Annotated in this window: 15 protein-coding genes; 10 read left to right on the top strand and 5 right to left on the bottom strand. The window is 62.5% G+C overall.

The window, feature by feature from the left end:
* Window positions 1–7: 7 nt before the first annotated feature.
* Both groL and BS630_RS07235 read left to right on the top strand, forming a co-directional pair.
* The gene (groL, locus tag BS630_RS07240; protein WP_077976857.1) at window positions 8–1,636 is read left to right on the top strand and encodes a chaperonin GroEL; all 1,629 of its coding nucleotides are present in this window, start codon (window positions 8–10) and stop codon (window positions 1,634–1,636) included.
* Window positions 1,637–1,689: 53 nt separating this feature from the next.
* Window positions 1,690–1,926 (top strand): hypothetical protein, encoded by a 237-nt coding sequence (locus tag BS630_RS07235; RefSeq protein ID WP_077976856.1) that lies wholly within the window; start codon window positions 1,690–1,692, stop codon window positions 1,924–1,926.
* A gap of 56 nt (window positions 1,927–1,982) precedes the next feature.
* Here BS630_RS07235 and BS630_RS07230 read toward each other — a convergent pair whose 3' ends face one another.
* From BS630_RS07230 to BS630_RS37295, 4 genes are read right to left on the bottom strand one after another with little or no spacing between them, the layout of a single operon-like run.
* A complete protein-coding gene (locus BS630_RS07230) occupies window positions 1,983–2,261 on the bottom strand; it encodes a DUF6522 family protein (protein ID WP_077976855.1) in 279 nt (92 codons plus the stop codon).
* Window positions 2,262–2,296: 35 nt separating this feature from the next.
* Window positions 2,297–3,427, bottom strand: a complete 1,131-nt coding sequence (locus BS630_RS07225) for an HPP family protein (RefSeq protein ID WP_077976854.1) — start codon at window positions 3,425–3,427, stop codon at window positions 2,297–2,299.
* A 53-nt stretch (window positions 3,428–3,480) separates the two neighbouring features.
* Window positions 3,481–4,386: a LysR substrate-binding domain-containing protein gene (locus BS630_RS07220; protein WP_077976853.1), complete on the bottom strand. Its 906-nt coding sequence runs from the start codon at window positions 4,384–4,386 to the stop codon at window positions 3,481–3,483.
* A gap of 22 nt (window positions 4,387–4,408) precedes the next feature.
* Window positions 4,409–4,708, bottom strand: a complete 300-nt coding sequence (locus tag BS630_RS37295; protein ID WP_167383826.1) for a hypothetical protein — start codon at window positions 4,706–4,708, stop codon at window positions 4,409–4,411.
* On the opposite strand from BS630_RS37295, the gene BS630_RS07215 reads away from it, so the two are divergent.
* Window positions 4,653–4,964, top strand: coding sequence for a hypothetical protein (locus BS630_RS07215; RefSeq protein WP_077977047.1), 312 nt, complete (start codon window positions 4,653–4,655; stop codon window positions 4,962–4,964). The genes BS630_RS37295 and BS630_RS07215 overlap by 56 nt on opposite strands.
* A gap of 290 nt (window positions 4,965–5,254) precedes the next feature.
* On the top strand, window positions 5,255–5,479 hold the full coding sequence (locus tag BS630_RS37895; protein WP_041472584.1) for a hypothetical protein: 225 nt from the start codon (window positions 5,255–5,257) through the stop codon (window positions 5,477–5,479).
* Window positions 5,480–5,510: 31 nt separating this feature from the next.
* Here BS630_RS37895 and BS630_RS07205 read toward each other — a convergent pair whose 3' ends face one another.
* Window positions 5,511–6,413, bottom strand: coding sequence for a GNAT family N-acetyltransferase (locus tag BS630_RS07205; RefSeq protein WP_077976852.1), 903 nt, complete (start codon window positions 6,411–6,413; stop codon window positions 5,511–5,513).
* A 337-nt stretch (window positions 6,414–6,750) separates the two neighbouring features.
* Between BS630_RS07205 and argE the strand changes: the two genes are divergently transcribed.
* The 6 genes from argE (at window position 6,751) to BS630_RS07175 (ending at window position 13,321) form a co-directional block, all read left to right on the top strand.
* Window positions 6,751–7,872 carry an acetylornithine deacetylase gene (gene argE / locus BS630_RS07200; RefSeq protein ID WP_077976851.1) on the top strand — a complete coding sequence of 374 codons (1,122 nt, stop codon included), beginning with the start codon at window positions 6,751–6,753 and terminating at the stop codon, window positions 7,870–7,872.
* A gap of 26 nt (window positions 7,873–7,898) precedes the next feature.
* On the top strand, window positions 7,899–8,822 hold the full coding sequence (locus BS630_RS07195) for a 2-hydroxyacid dehydrogenase (RefSeq protein ID WP_077977046.1): 924 nt from the start codon (window positions 7,899–7,901) through the stop codon (window positions 8,820–8,822).
* Window positions 8,823–8,848: 26 nt separating this feature from the next.
* Entirely contained in the window at window positions 8,849–9,202 is a 354-nt protein-coding gene (locus BS630_RS07190; RefSeq protein WP_018245974.1) for a cupin domain-containing protein, read from the top strand.
* A 129-nt stretch (window positions 9,203–9,331) separates the two neighbouring features.
* Entirely contained in the window at window positions 9,332–10,795 is a 1,464-nt protein-coding gene (locus BS630_RS07185; protein WP_077976850.1) for an aldehyde dehydrogenase family protein, read from the top strand.
* A gap of 9 nt (window positions 10,796–10,804) precedes the next feature.
* Window positions 10,805–11,848 carry a tartrate dehydrogenase gene (locus BS630_RS07180; RefSeq protein WP_077976849.1) on the top strand — a complete coding sequence of 348 codons (1,044 nt, stop codon included), beginning with the start codon at window positions 10,805–10,807 and terminating at the stop codon, window positions 11,846–11,848.
* Between the two features lie 15 nt (window positions 11,849–11,863).
* Window positions 11,864–13,321, top strand: coding sequence for an NAD-dependent succinate-semialdehyde dehydrogenase (locus BS630_RS07175; RefSeq protein ID WP_077976848.1), 1,458 nt, complete (start codon window positions 11,864–11,866; stop codon window positions 13,319–13,321).
* Window positions 13,322–13,438 lie beyond the last annotated feature (117 nt).

The raw sequence follows: 13,438 nt of genomic DNA, 5'->3' as shown, positions 1-13,438 counted from the left end.
GAGGACAATGGCTGCTAAAGAAATCAAATTCGGCACCGAAGCCCGTGAGAAGATGCTGCGTGGCGTCGACATCCTGGCCAACGCCGTGAAGGCGACCCTCGGCCCGAAAGGCCGCAACGTCGTGATCGAAAGGTCTTTCGGCGCACCGCGCATGACCAAGGACGGCGTTTCGGTCGCCAAGGAAATCGAACTCGAAGACAAGTTCGAAAACATGGGCGCACAGATGGTCCGCGAAGTCGCCTCGAAGACCAGCGACATCGCCGGCGACGGCACCACGACTGCAACGGTGCTCGCCCAGGCAATCGTCAAGGAGGGCGCCAAGGCCGTTACTTCGGGCATGAACCCGATGGACCTGAAACGCGGCATCGATCTTGCGGTCGGCGCCATCGTCGCGGAACTGAAGGCCAACGCCCGCAAGATCTCCAACAATTCCGAAATCGCCCAGGTCGGCACGATCTCTGCCAATGGCGATGCCGAAATCGGACGCTTTTTGGCGGAAGCCATGGAAAGGGTCGGCAATGATGGCGTCATCACGGTCGAAGAGGCCAAGACCGCCGAAACCGAACTCGAAGTCGTCGAAGGCATGCAGTTCGACCGCGGCTATCTCAGCCCCTACTTCGTGACCAATGCCGACAAGATGCGGGTCGAGTTCGAAGACCCCTATATCCTCATCCACGAGAAGAAGCTCTCCAACCTGCAGTCGATGCTGCCGGTTCTCGAAGCCGTCGTCCAATCCAGCAAGCCGTTGCTCATCATCGCTGAAGACGTCGAAGGCGAGGCGCTTGCGACGCTCGTCGTCAACAAGCTGCGCGGCGGCCTGAAGATCGCCGCCGTCAAGGCGCCTGGCTTCGGCGACCGCCGCAAGGCCATGCTGGAAGACATCGCCATCCTGACCGCCGGCACCGTGATCTCCGAAGATCTCGGCATCAAGCTCGAATCCGTTACGCTCGACATGCTCGGCCGTGCCAAGAAGGTGTCGATCGAGAAGGAAAACACCACGATCGTCGATGGGGCAGGCGCCAAGTCCGACATCGAAGGCCGTATTGCCCAGATCCGCGCCCAGATCGAGGAAACCACGTCCGACTACGACCGCGAGAAGCTGCAGGAACGCCTTGCAAAGCTCGCCGGCGGCGTTGCCGTTATCCGCGTCGGCGGCTCGACGGAAGTCGAAGTGAAGGAGAAGAAGGACCGCGTCGACGACGCGCTTCATGCAACCCGCGCGGCGGTGGAGGAAGGCATCCTGCCTGGCGGCGGCGTGGCGCTGCTGCGCGCCGTCAAGGCGCTCGACAATCTCAACACGGCCAACCAGGACCAGCGCGTCGGTGTGGAGATCGTCCGCCGCGCGGTCGAGGCCCCGGCTCGCCAGATCGCCGAAAATGCCGGAGCGGAAGGCTCGATCATCGTCGGCAAGCTGCGCGAGAAGACCGAGTTCTCCTACGGCTGGAACGCTCAGACGGGCGAATATGGCGACCTCTATGCCCAGGGCGTTATCGATCCGGCCAAGGTGGTGCGCACCGCGCTGCAGGATGCGTCCTCCATCGCCGGTCTTCTCGTCACGACGGAGGCCATGATCGCCGAGAAACCCAAGAAGGACGCGCCGCCGCCATTGCCCGCCGGCCACGGCATGGACTTCTAAGACCGCTACCGGCCCGCCGGCTTGGCCGGCGGGCCCTTTCGGAGGGAATAGAGATGGTTCAAACGATCAAAACTCGATCGCAGGCACCGCTGGACTCCCGCGATCTCGAAATCTGCCAGCAGGTCTTCGACAAGATCAGATCCGATTACCAGGTGGCAAAGGACAGCGACGAAGCCGAACGAATGGCGAGCATCGTCATCGAACTCTACCGGCAGGGTGTGCGCGACGCCAATCACCTGCAGTCGATGGTCGAGGCGGCCCGCGGCCTCTTCGAAACGAGCGAGCGGTAGGGAATGCCGCGCCTGCGCGTCATAAGTACCGCGCGGGACCACACATAATGATGGTGTCAGCGTGGGCGCCGTCCGGAGGATTTACCCCGAAGAACGGTCATCTGCTCCTGCTGCACTTCATTTTCATCGTTCAAAACGGCTTGCCAAAGCCTGTTGCCGAGCCGAAGCGACACCCGTTTCGTCCCCTCGTGTTCAGCTGTCCCGATTTCCACGGAACTGACGACGGAACCATGGCGCATGTGGCGGCGAAGATCGGCAAGCGACAGCCCGAACCGCTCCGCCAATTCCGATGATTCCAGGATGAAATCGCCATTTGCATCGCGCTCGATCAGCACCGACTTTTTCTCCAGCTACGTTCCACGCCGACCACTCAGGCCACCGCCGGGATCTCATTGTCTTCCTTTGGCAGTAGCTGCGCCACTGCGCTCAGCAGATCCGTCTGCGATATCAGGCCGAGGATCCGGTAATCGTCATCGACAATGATGACGGCATGCGTGCGCCCGTCCGTCAGAACCGGCAATAACGACAGAGCGGGGTCCGAGGGCCTCGCTACCGCCGGTCTCGCGATCGCATGCGCGATTGTCTCGGTGCTCATGGACAATTCCCGCAAGCCGACGGTGCCGACGAGGCGGCCCTCTGGGTCCTTCACCGGCAAGGTGCGGATATTATGCTTCAAGAGAAGATGCCGTGCGGCATCCGGCTCCGAAGCTTCGCCAATGGCGATCACGTCGCGCGACATGATATCGGCACAGTTGATCTTGCCGTTTGAGCGGATGGCCGCTTGCAGCTCGACCTGCTGCAACAGCCGGCTAAGGTCTGCCCGGTCGATATCGAAGGTTTCGTCAAGCGCTTCGAGGGCCGCATCGACATCCTCCTCGCGAAAACCCACCCGCACCATGGATGGCAGGTCGATCGTCTGATGGGTGTTCTCTGCCGCTTTCGGAACGACATGCGGATAATTCCGCTTGGACACCTTGTGGAACAGCAGGCCAAGGCCGACGAGAATGCAGGAGTTCAAAGCGACGGGCACGAAGGGAAAGAGGAGCCCCCAGCCGGCAACGACAGGGCCGCCGAGCACGGCGGTCAGTGCGGCGGCTCCGCCGGGTGGATGAAGGCAGCGCGTGAAGGACATCGCGCCGATGGCAAGCGAAACGCCGACGCCGGTCGCGATGATCGGATCGCGAATGAAATAGGCGGCAATGATTCCCATCAGAGCGGAAATGGTATTGCCGCCGATGATCGACCATGGCTGCGCCAGCGGGCTTGCCGGCACCGCAAAAAGAAGCACCGCGGACGCTCCCATCGGCGCGACGATCAGAGGAAGATGTGGCCCCTGGCCAAACAGATAGCCGCTGATGACGCCGGTGAAACCAATGGCCAGCAAAGCGCCGAGACATGCAATCAATCGCTCTCGTAAGGTCGCACCGGCCAGAATAGGTGAAAACAAACGGAAGCGGCGGAAGCGGCTCGGTCCCACCTTCGGGGAAACGGGATACTGCATGACAAGACCAATTAAGCGAGGATTAGGTGGAGGGCGAACGGGAAATGTGAGAGCTAGTTTGTCGCCAGCCTGACATCTCTGCCCTTTGTCGCGCTGAGGACTTCGTGGAATGCGTTGAACGCGCTGGGACGATCAGTCCTGCGGTAGACGAGCAGCGTCTCGACAGGGCCTAGCTGATGGGTCTGGACAGGCGTCGGCCAGTGCATGAGATCAAGGACGGATCGCGGCATGACACCCGCCGTGTTGCCGGTCGCAACGCTCGCCAGGATCGCGTGGTAGGAGCCGAGCTCGCTCGTCGGCAGGGCGCTCGATTTGCGCGCCCAGTTTTCGGCGATCCTGCGATAGGTGCAGCCGGGCTCGAGAGCGGCGAGCGATCCGACACGCAGGTCTGCGGCGGATTTGATGGAGGGATGCCCGGATGGCAACACGATCAACAGGTCCTCGACGAAGACCGGCTCCATTTCCAGTGCCTTGAGTTCGGCATCGAAGCTCGAGTCTTCCTCCCGCATCGTCTTCGGCGGGCGGGCAATCAGCGCACAATCCAGGACATCGGAGAGAACGTCGCGGGTCAGATCGCGGGACGCTCCCATCGTCAGATGAAGCGACACATCAGGCCACATCTGATTGAATTGCGTTAGCGCCGCCGGCAGCCTGCTTGCCGCCGTGCTCTCCATGGTGCCGACCCGCAACGTCCCCGATGGGGCGAGAGGCCGCACGGCCTGGCGCGCTTCGAGCGCAAGCGTCATAAGCCGGTTGGCATAGCCGAGAAACGTCTCACCCTCCCGCGTCAACGTCATCTTCTTGCCGTCACGGCTGAAGAGGGAAACGCCGAGGTCCTCCTCCAATTGCTGGATACGCGTCGTCACATTCGACGGAACTCGCCCTACGGCCTTGGCAGCCTTCGTCACGCTGCGGTCGCTGGCGACAGCGAGGAATATCTCGATCGATGAAAGGTCCAATGAAAAGATCTCGTTTCCGGAATTAAGACGGCAGATAATTCTCTATATAAAAATCATTATGCCAACTCAAGCCGGTTTCGGCATTGGACGAAAAAAAGCAAGCCGGGGACCGGACAAGCAAGCGATTGCCGAAAAAAGGATCGCGACGCCGAGGAAATAGCCATGCAAGCGGCGACATGCCTCTGTCGGACGGGGATTTGCGGGTTTGGGGCTGGCATGAGGTTTGCATCCGCAAGGCCATCTGCAGATCGATCGGCGACGACCCCATGTTGCACCTTGTCTTGACCTGTCTTCTCCTGAGCGTCGCTTCGGGCTTGAGCATGCGGCGTTTTCTGCTGCCGTATTTCGCAGGCGGCGACCTCGCCGAGAAATCCGCCCCAGTGACAATCGTCGCAAGCGCCGTCTTTCTGGCGGCAATCGCTTTCACCGTCTCCGATCAGGATGTTTGGGCAAAATCCGTCATCCTGATACTCGGCCTCTCGCTGGCGGCGATGTTCGACGATGCGAGACCCAGGCTGACGATTGCCCTCTCCGCCATCAGTTTGGCAGCCTATCTCGGGCTGCGTTCGATTAGCTGAGCATCCGATCTTCACGCAAACAGATCCGTGGTGATTGAACACCGCAGCTCATCGCAGGTGTCGAAGCCCAATCGAGGCGTTGCATCTACCGACGAAATTATTCGTCAACAGAGCCACATCTTACAACCTGAAACATCCCCCTACCGCGGACAAGAAAGACTTCGCGCAAAACGGGAAATGATCTCCATTGAAGAATATTCACTTGCTGTTATTCTCCATCGTAGAACATTTTCCGAGACACGCCGGGATCGCAGCGGCTCCCGTGCCGCACGAATGTTCGAGTTACGCCGATGATGAGGAGGCGAGTGGCGATCATGGAGAGCGACCCGGCAGGAAAAATCTGGTCGGAGTGGTATGCGTGGCATCCTGTCTTGCCGATCGATGACACAGTGTTCTGGCTCGAGACCGTGTACCGAAGGGAAAGCCCGGAAGGTCTCTGGCAATATCGTTCGTTCCGGCCCGAGGTTGAACGCCGGCAGGCTCTAACCGACATACCGGTCTGTCCCGGCGCTTAAAACCCGATATCGATCCCTAGGTAGGATTGCGTCAACCGAGCGCCTGGCTGACGAGTGCGTAGGTCTTCGGCTCCGGCGCCACCGCGCGTCCGGCAACAGGAAGCCAAGGGCCACCGAGCGACATGGTCGTCACGATATCGTAGACAGGAAGACCGCAGCGGGAGAGGAAATCGGAAAAGGCTCCGCCCTGCTCGCGTGTGTCGAGGCGCAGGAACGCTCCTGCGTGCTCGGCTGCATGCGGGCGGGCGACGGCGATCGCGTCTGCGTCACTGCGCGCCACAACGGGACCGATGACATGGCCACGCCCGAACCGCCGGCAAAGCGAGAATGCCTCAATCCGACCGGCGCGGCTCAACACGATGCCCTTGGAATTTGCCAGAAGCCGGGCCAGGAGCAGTTTGCGATCCGTGCCGAAAGCCACGCAATCCAATTCGGCGATCGCTTCAAGATCACCAGCCTCGACGGCCCGTATCACGGCGCCGGATGGCGGCGCCACATCCGGCGGCAAGATCGCTTCGCCTTGGCATTGAAAGACGAGCGCCTCCCGAACAAAATTCAGGGACCGATAAAGACGGCGCGCTGCGCGCGTCGCATTCAGCCCGAGGTTCCGCCCGGCGACCTGATTCAGCGCGTGTCCCATCAACCATTGCCCGGCGCCATTGGCTTGAAGACGCGGCGAGGTGATGACCATACCGACCGTGGCAAATTGCGCGTCATAGGGAAACCACATGGCAGAGCCAAGGATGCGGCCGATTTCATCGATCGCCACGATGCCCTGGCCGAACTCCCGCAGGAACTGCCAGTCTTCGCCACGATGCGGCCAGGCGACGGTCATCGACAGTGCATGCAACTGGTCGAGGGCAACGCTGTCGATCCCGGCGATATGCGTCTCGAAACTATCGACGAACCTGGATTCGGATATCAGTTCACTCACTCCCGCCCTCCTGCCGCATTTTTGGCCAAGTCTGCGCCCGGAAACTTCTCCGCCAAGACTAGAACAGATCGTTCGATACAATTCACCGCTGAAGCCTGCGCAAACACAACAATCGACCAAATCCCGATGCGCTTTCGGCAAGTAACGCCTGCGCCTCCCTCTAGACTCATTGACAGATCCAGCGGCCGGAGTCGCTGTTCACTGTGAGAGCCCGGAAAATGTCACCTCCCTCAGTCCAGTTGCAAACACCTCTAACATCTCGCTGGGCCGAATTGTCGTTTCCGTCGGCGGCATCGCCGCCCGTCTCGACAAGCAGGGCATGCTTGTGAGGTCCCCGATGCAGGCCATTGAAATTCTCGAAAGGCTCGTCGGCTTCCCCTCCGTCGTCGGCACGCCGAACGGCGAGATCGTCGCATGGATCCGGCACTATCTGCAAAGCCACGGCGCTATCGTCACGGAGCTTCCCGGTCCGGAGGGCGACCGGTCGAACCTCTTTGCCACGATCGGCCCGAAGGAGACGCCGGGCTATATCCTCTCAGGCCATATGGACGTGGTTCCCGCCGCCGAAGGCGGCTGGACCAGCGACCCGTTCCGCCTGCGCGCCGAAGCAGGCCGCCTCTACGGTCGCGGCGCCACGGATATGAAGGGCTTCCTGGCCGCGGTTCTCGCGGCCGTCCCCGCGCTGGCGGAAACACCGCTTCGCCGCCCCGTCCATCTTGCCTTTTCCTATGACGAGGAGGCCGGCTGCCGCGGCGTGCCGCACATGATCGCCCGCCTGCCGGAGCTCTGTGCAACTCCGCTTGGCGCGATCATCGGCGAACCGAGCGGCCTGCGGGCAATCCGCGCTCACAAGGGCAAGGCCGCCGCCCGGCTGACGGTCAAGGGCCGGTCCGGCCATTCCTCGCGTCCAGACCAGGGACTGAACGCAATCCATGCTATCACCGATGTTCTGGCCTGCGCTCGCGCCGAAGCCGAACGGCTCGCCTCCGGCCCATTCGAACCTGTCTTCGAACCGCCCTACTCCTCCCTTCAGGTCGGCACGCTGAAGGGCGGCCAGGCGGTCAACATCATTCCCGACACCTGCGAGGCCGAGTTCGAAGCGCGGGCCATTTCCGGCGTCGATCCGATCACGTTGCTTGCCCCACTCCGAGCGGCGGCCGAAGCGCTATCGCGGCGAGGCTTCCAGATAGAGTGGCGCGAGCTCAGCGCCTATCCGGCGCTTTCGCTGGCCGCCGATGCGCCGCTTGCGGCGCTGCTCGGCGAACTGACCGGCATCGAGCCGCTCGCCGCCGTCAGCTACGGAACGGAGGCCGGCCTTTTCCAGCGCGCCGGCATCGATGCGATCATCTGCGGACCGGGCGACATCGGCCGTGCCCACAAGCCGGACGAATTCATCCTCGCCGGCGAACTGCTGGCCTGCCAGGCGATGGTCGAGGCGCTTGGCCGCCGCTGCGCCTGATGACATCGGATCAAGGAGCCGACGCCATGACCTTTCTCTTCAATTCGGATGCGAAGCGCGGCGCCATATTCGCCAAAGCCTTCGCGCGCGAACTGCCCGACATTCTTTTTTCCATGGATCCCCAGTCGGTCGAACCGGACGCTGTGCGCTACCTGATCACCTGGACCGTACCGGAGGATCTCGCGCGCTATCGCAATCTCGAAATCCTGTTTTCGATCGGCGCCGGCATCGACCAGTTCCATATCGATGCGGTGCCGGCGTCGGTGAAGGTGGTGCGCATGGTCGAGGACGGCATCGTCAGGATGATGCAGGAATATGTGACGCTGGCCGTCCTTGCGCTGCATCGCGACCTGCCGGCCTATCTCGACCAGCAGCGGCGCCGGACCTGGCAGACAATCGCTTCTAGGCAGGCCTCGGAACGCCGCATCGGCGTGCTCGGCCTCGGCATGCTGGGGAGCGCCGTGCTCGAACGGTTGCAACCCTTCGGCTTTCCGCTTTCGGGATGGAGCCGCAGCCCGCGGGAGATCGACGGCATCCGATGCCTGAGCGGCCGGGACGGCCTCGACATTCTGCTTGCAACCACCGACATTCTGGTCTGCCTGCTGCCGCTGACGGACGAGACGCGGGGCTTCCTGAATGCCAAGCTTTTCGCCGGACTGCCGGCCGGCGCAGCACTCGTCCATGTCGGCCGCGGCCCTCATCTCGATCATCAGGCGCTCGTCGACGCGCTCGACGCCGGGCATCTCTCCGGCGCCGTTGTCGACGTCACCGATCCGGAACCGCTGCCTGCGGACCACGCCTTCTGGAACCATCCGAAGATCCTGCTGACGCCGCACATTGCGAGCGTCACCCAGCCTGAAACCGCCGCGGCGGCGGTGATCGGCAACATCAAACGGCACCAGGCGGGCGTCGATCCGATCGGCCTGGTCGATCGCAACCGCGGCTACTGAGTTCTCAATCCAGGAAAGCAAAAATCATGTCCCTCCTCAAGACGATCGACACCAACCCATCCTTCGCCCCGCGCGAATCCGGCCCCCTCCCCGAACGACTGATCTCGGGCAATCCTGCCTTCAAGACCTGGGCGCAGGATGTCGCCCGCGGCGAGACGGTTCATAGCGGCGTGTGGGAAGCGACACCCGGCGAGACGCGCTCGATCAAGGGCGAGACGTTCGAGTTCTGCCATATCCTTTCCGGCCTGATCGAACTCACGCCGGAAGGTGGCGAACCGGTGGTCTACAAGGCCGGCGACAGCTTCGTCATGAAGCCGGGCTTCGTTGGCGTCTGGAAGACGATCGAGACGGTGCGCAAGATCTACGTCACCGTGTCGTGAAGCCGACGCCGTAGATTTGACTGCGGCGGCGGCGAAAACGCAATTTATCGCCGCTGCGGCATCACCGGTCGACGCATGCTGCTCGCGTTCTCCAGTTAGGCTTGTCTCAGCCCATCCCGAGGACATGCGATGACACTCAGCTTCGATCCGAACACGATTTCCCTGCCCGTCGGACATTTCATCGGCGGCCGGCTGGTTCCGGCCGAGGCCGTCATCGACATGCATCGCCCATCCGACGGCAAGGCCTATGCCGGCTGCCCGCTGGCCGACGAGGCGCTTGTCGACCAGGCCGTCGAAGCCGCCAGGACCGCATTGAAGACGAGCAATTGGGGCAGCATGCGGCCGCGCGAGCGCACCGTGGCGCTGCAGCGCTGGGCGGACCTGATCGAAGCCGAGGCGGAGACCCTCGCCAAGCTCGAGGCGCTTTCCTCGACACGGCCCGTCGGTCATCTCGTCGCCGGCGACATCGCCGTCACCGCCGAACAGATCCGCTTCTTTGCCGAATTCGCCGACAAGGAGGGCGGCGACCTCGTCCCGACCGACGATGCAAACTTCGGTATGATCATGACGGAACCCTATGGCGTCGTCGGCGCCATCACACCCTGGAATTTTCCCTTGTCCATGGCCGGCTGGAAGCTCGGCCCGGCGCTGGCGGCAGGCAATGCGGTGGTGCTGAAGCCATCGGAAATGACGCCGTTTTCGACGCTCTATCTCGCCGAACTTTCGGTGCGGGCCGGCCTGCCGGCAGGTCTCGTCAACATCGTGCTCGGCGACGGCCCGACCACCGGAAATGCGATCACCGGACATCCGGGCATCTCCAAGGTCAGCTTCACCGGTTCGACTGCGGCCGGCGCGGCAATAATGACCAACATCGCCCGCACCGGCGTGAAGCCGATGACGCTGGAACTCGGCGGCAAGAGCCCGCAACTGGTTTTCGCCGATGCCGATCTCGAGCTTGCAGCCGGCGCAATCGCCGGCAGCATTCTCTCCAACGCCGGTCAGGCCTGCGTTTGCGGATCCCGCCTGATCGTCGAAGCGAAGGTGGCGGACGCGCTCGCAGCCGCACTCATCGAGAAGCTGGCCGCCATCCGCCCCGGCCCCACCTGGGATGAAGCGACCGATTATTCGCCCGTCATCTCCGAACGACAGATCGCCCGCATGGACGGCATCATCCGTGCCGCGATCGACGGTGGCGCCGAGTGCCTCACCGGTGGCCGCCGCCTCGACCGCGAAGGTTATTTCTACGCACCGACCCTGATTTCGGGCGTGACGGCAACATCGCCGGCGGTTCTTGAGGAAATTTTTGGACCGGTGCTGACCATTCAGACTTTCGAGGACGAGGAGGAAGCGTTGGGGCTCGCCGACCATCCGGCCTATGGGCTAGCCGCCGGCCTCTTCACCCGCGATCTCTCGCGTGCCATCCGCGTGACGCGCCGCCTGCAGGCCGGCACCGTCTGGGTCAACCGCTACGGCCGCTCGCGCGACCATATCCTGCCGACCGGCGGCTACAAGCAGTCCGGCATCGGCAAGGATCTCGGCCGCGACGCCTATCTCGCCAACCGCAAGAGCAAGAGTGTGCTCATCAGCCTGTGAGGATCTGCGATGAAAACCTACAAGATCGCCCTTCTGCCCGGAGACGGCATCGGCCGTGACGTGACGGCAGCAGCCTGGGCCGTGCTCGAAAAGGCAGCTCGCCTGAACGGATTTTCTCTTGACGCAACCAGCTATCCCTGGTCCTGCGACTACTATGTGGAGAACGGCAGCATGATGCCCGCCGATGGCATCGAAACGCTCAGATCCTTCGATGCCATCCTGCTCGGCGCCGTCGGCTGGCCTCGCAAAGTGCCGGATTCCGTGTCGCTGCATGGGCTGCTGCTGCCGATCCGCAAGGCCTTCGTGCAATACGCCAATATCCGTCCGCACCGGCTGCTGCCGGGTGTGCAGGGGCCGTTGCGGTCCGATGGCTTCGACATCCTCTGCATTCGTGAAAATACCGAGGGCGAATATTCTGGCGCCGGCGGCCGCGTCCACCAGGGCACCGATAATGAGGTGGCGGTCGAGACTTCGATTTTCACCCGCAAAGGGGTCGAGCGCATTCTGCGTTTCGGCTTTGAGCAAGCACGGGCGCGACGCGGCACGCTTGCCTCGGTGACGAAGTCCAATGCGCAGAAATATTCGATGGTCTTCTGGGACGAGATCACCCAGAGGCTTTCAGCGCAATATCCCGATGTCGAAGTGACCAGCTACCATATCGACGCCATGGCCGCCCGCATGGTCATGGCGCCTGATAGCCTCGACGTCGTGGTCGCCTCCAACCTGTTCGGCGATATCCTGACCGATCTCGGCGCCGCCATCCAGGGCGGGCTTGGCTTTGCCGCCTCCGCCAATATCAATCCCGATCGCTCGGCGCCGTCGATGTTCGAACCGGTCCACGGCTCGGCGCCCGATATCGCTGATCTCGGCATCGCCAATCCGATCGCCGCCATCTGGTCGGGCGCAATGATGCTGGAGCATCTCGGAGAAACGGCTGCCGCCGCAAGGGTGATGGCATCAATCGAGGCGACGACGGCACGCGGCATCGGCGCAATTCCCGGCAAGGACAAGACCGACGCGATCACGGCATCGGTGCTTTCGGCACTTGGCTGATCAATGGAGAACAGAATGAACGGGTTAAAGGATAGCAGCCTGCTTCGTCAGCAGGGACTGATCGACGGAGAATGGCGGGGGGCCGCGGCCGGGCACACGATCGAGGTGATCGATCCGGCGACCCAGCATGTGCTGGGCACGGTGCCCGACATGGACGAAGCCGATACGAGGGCGGCAATCGCGGCGGCGGAAAAGGCCTTTGCTCCATGGCGCGCAAAGACCAATGCCGAACGCGGTGCGTTGCTGGAAGCCTGGCACGATCTGATGCTCGACAATATCGAGGATCTGGCGCTGATCCTCACCCGTGAGCAGGGCAAGCCGCTGACGGAAGCGCGCGGTGAAATCCGCTATGGCGCCTCGTTCATCAAATGGTTTTCCGAGGAGGCGCGCCGCATCGGCGGAACGACCATTCCCTCGCCGACGGCAGATCGGCGGATCGTCGTTCTGAAGGAGCCCGTCGGCGTGTCGGCGATCATCACGCCGTGGAATTTTCCGAATGCGATGATCACCCGCAAGGTCGGGCCGGCGCTCGCCGCGGGCTGCACCGTCGTCGTCAAACCATCGGACCTCACCCCCTTTTCGGCGCTGGCGCTCGGCGTATTGGCGGAGCGCGCCGGCATCCCCAAGGGGGTGATCAATATCGTTACCGGCATGCCGGCCGGCATCGGCGACGAACTGATGGCAAACCACACCGTCCGCAAGATCTCTTTCACCGGCTCGACCCGCGTCGGCTCGCTGCTGATGCGCGGCGCGGCCGACAGCATCAAGCGGCTCAGCCTCGAACTCGGCGGCAACGCGCCCTTCATCGTCTTCGACGATGCCGATCTCGATCTTGCCGTGGAAGGCGCAATCGCCTCGAAATTCCGCAATGGCGGGCAGACTTGCGTCTGCGCCAACCGGCTTCTCGTCCAGTCCGGCGTCTACGAGGCCTTTGCCGCCAAACTTTCCGCGCGCGTATCGGCCATGAAGGTCGGGGCCGGGACGGATGCAGGCACGGATATTGGGCCGATGATCAACAGGGCGGCGATCGAGAAAATCAAGCGTCATGTCGACGATGCGGTGGAAAAGGGAGCGAAGATCCTTGCCACCGCGGGTTCCGTGCCTGAAGGCGATCAATATGCGGTGCCGATGGTGCTCGGCGATGCGACGACCGAAATGCAGCTTGCCAGCGAAGAGACCTTCGGACCCGTTGCCCCGCTTTTCCGTTTCGACCACGAGGACGAGGCGATCCGCATCGCCAACGCCACGCCCTTCGGCCTTGCGGCCTATTTCTACACCGAAAGCCTGAAACGCTCCTGGCGTGTCGCCGAAGCGCTCGAATTCGGGATGGTTGGCCTGAACACAGGGGCGATCTCGACGGAGGTCGCTCCCTTCGGCGGCGTCAAACAATCCGGTCTTGGCCGCGAGGGCGCGCAATGCGGCATGGAGGAATATCTCGAAATGAAGAGCTTCCACATCGGTGGGCTCGCCTGACTAAAGGAAAATAAAAGAGCGCCGGGCCATTATCCCGGCGCTGGATGATCGGAGCGATTGTCGATGCTCCTGCTGGAGTAACTCCGACACGTCGTTTTGAGTACTCCGCAGCCTTTG

Origin of the sequence: Rhizobium laguerreae (genome assembly GCF_002008165.1) — a bacterium.
Classification (GTDB): Bacteria; Pseudomonadota; Alphaproteobacteria; order Rhizobiales; family Rhizobiaceae; genus Rhizobium; species Rhizobium laguerreae.
The sequence above is the reverse complement of the archived record's forward strand: the minus strand, read 5'-3'. Positions and strand labels throughout refer to the sequence as shown.